The sequence below is a fragment of the Acinetobacter seohaensis genome (assembly GCF_056431365.1).
On sequence record NZ_JBWKMK010000092.1, the window covers coordinates 1 to 2,303 of the forward strand.

Below are 2,303 nucleotides of genomic sequence, written 5' to 3' on the forward strand. Positions count from 1 at the left end.
CGATTAATGAGAGCGCGATTATAGGAAGACCAGTTGGTTGTACGATAAGTTTTAGGAGTAGGTTTATTCATTTTGAAATTATAGGACTGAATAAACCTTATAGGCTAGGTTTGTGCAACAAAGCCATATTAAGTTAATGGAAGAAATATTAAATTAAATAAAAAAATTAATCATAAAATTGTCATTTCAATAAAATAAAATATGAAGTGACATTAAAATAAGGGGATCAACTCTAATTTAGAATACAGGATAGTTAACTGTGTGATTCATAGACACCATTCCAATATAATGGGTGTCTATGAATCACACACATTACGTTTTTTAATTTTAAATGTTCTTCGATTATTAATCTCTTTGGAAAGGGTAGGGTTTCGACCAGACAATTTTTTAATGAAAACTGGTTGACCATGTGGAGTCTTACTCCAAAGAATATCATCCTCTACGTAAAGTACTTTTCCACTACGAGCGGCTTTAATAAAGCTTTCTTGCAATATATAAGCAGCTGCTTTAGCGATATCACGCTCAGATGTTGGTTTTTTAGTTGGCATATCAAAAACTCTCATAAGTGATAATTTTTATTACTATGGCCAATTTCTGTTATAGAAACTAATTGATGCCTCATAAACATACATTATCTTTGGCTAAATTCTACTTTTAGATCCTTTTATTTTTAGGGGGGATTACCATTTTACCTCACCATGAAATCAAGTAGATTATTTTCAGAAATTTGATTGCCTTGAATCTCTCTTTGGAGTTTATTATTACGGTACATTACTGATGTTAATTGTTCTAATTGCTTTTTATATTTATCCTTTATTTCTGATAATTCAGCTTCTAACATCTGAATTTTTTTATGTGCCTCTTGAAGCTTAATATCACGAACATCAATTTTTTCTGTCACATTCTTAGAAGTTCTACGAGCTTCGGCTTCCGCTATCGCTTTAAGCAATTCAGCTAATTCAGGTCTTGATTTCTTAATAGTACCTCGTTGGCGACCAGCTTCCAAAGCAACAGTATCATTATTAATTGAGTATGGGATGGATATTATTCTCGGTTTCCCATCAATTAGGCGTTGAAGCGCATCTTCAAAATTTTTAATTGCCTTCGACATTTGAAACCTCCAATACTTCAATTTTATTTAAAATTTTATCTATAGAATTTATTTCTATTACTAGCTGTTTATAAGTAATGGAATTTTGCTCATACTTCATCAACCTCTCTTGATAAGCTTGCTTTGTTTTTGTTAAAACAACTTTAGAAGATGAATCAAAAATGGAATCCTTACAGTCAATACAAGCGGTTATATAAGAAAATCCTAATCTATTACACGAACCTTGTCTAGCGCACCCACCAAGTGGGGTTTTTTTATAAGATAAACGACCTTCCTTAAAGTATTGGAGTGTTTTTTCTTTATTCACCAAATATTCAGGAGCATTTTCAGATCGTTTTGAAATATATAATCTTGTTCCTTCACCACCGAATAAAACATCATTGGTATCTAATACTTTTTCTTCATATTGGACAAATTGGTATCGAATTTTTTCTTCTCTAAATTCATCAATTAAGTTTCCATCAAATAAATTATTTGATGAACCACTATAATTACCATAGTAAGCGGTCATATCTAAATTAAGGTGCTGTAATTGTTTTTTCAGAACTGTAAGTTGAACCATTCCACTTCTTATACCATAAACAACCAATGACCTACGGAACTGATGTGTTCTAAATTTCCAAGACTTTCCGATTTCCAAGTTATATTCTTCACACCAGTTAATCAGAGGGTTGAATTTAATTAGTTCCTCTAAATCCTCTTGCTGAAATTCTATGTTTTTAATTAAATCATTAACTGATCTATCAATACTATTTACTAGCATAGGTGGACACTCAAACAAGGGATGACTACCTACCAGTTCACCTCCAGATGCATCAGCAAATACACGAGAAAACAATGAATATTCATCAATATTAGTATTCAAATATAATCCTCGTTGATTTTCATAAGCTTTACCCATTACAACTATCTCTTTTAATAAGTTTATAACAGGAGAAATTAAGCTAGATGTAATCCATGTAGTCCATTTTAACCCAGTTAATGATGTTTTACTTGTGTAACCATTTAGAGTGTATATCTCTTTATCCTGTAGTCTTTTAACATCCAAACAATCCAGTCTCAATGGGCTTTGTTGCACAAAGATTTGAAATGCAAAGCGCCCCTAATTGAGCCAAATTTAAGGCGTAACTTGGGTAAGTGGTCGACCTAATTCCGTAAATCTGTTAAGAACTGCTACACGTGCATGGATCTC

Annotated in this window: 3 protein-coding genes; all 3 read right to left on the minus strand. The window is 32.1% G+C overall.

What is annotated here, in order from left to right; translation table 11 throughout:
* Positions 1–296: 296 nt before the first annotated feature.
* The 3 genes from AC07E5_RS09870 to AC07E5_RS09880 all read right to left on the minus strand — a co-directional run bounded on the left by AC07E5_RS09870 (position 297) and on the right by AC07E5_RS09880 (position 2,189).
* Positions 297–548 carry a hypothetical protein gene (locus AC07E5_RS09870; protein ID WP_346793319.1) on the minus strand — a complete coding sequence of 84 codons (252 nt, stop codon included), beginning with the start codon at positions 546–548 and terminating at the stop codon, positions 297–299.
* 140 nt (positions 549–688) lie between these two features.
* Positions 689–1,111 carry a hypothetical protein gene (locus AC07E5_RS09875; protein WP_346793320.1) on the minus strand — a complete coding sequence of 141 codons (423 nt, stop codon included), beginning with the start codon at positions 1,109–1,111 and terminating at the stop codon, positions 689–691.
* Positions 1,095–2,189, minus strand: a complete 1,095-nt coding sequence (locus AC07E5_RS09880) for a site-specific integrase (protein WP_498625358.1) — start codon at positions 2,187–2,189, stop codon at positions 1,095–1,097. The genes AC07E5_RS09875 and AC07E5_RS09880 overlap by 17 nt, the downstream gene beginning before the upstream one ends.
* Positions 2,190–2,303: the final 114 nt, after the last annotated feature.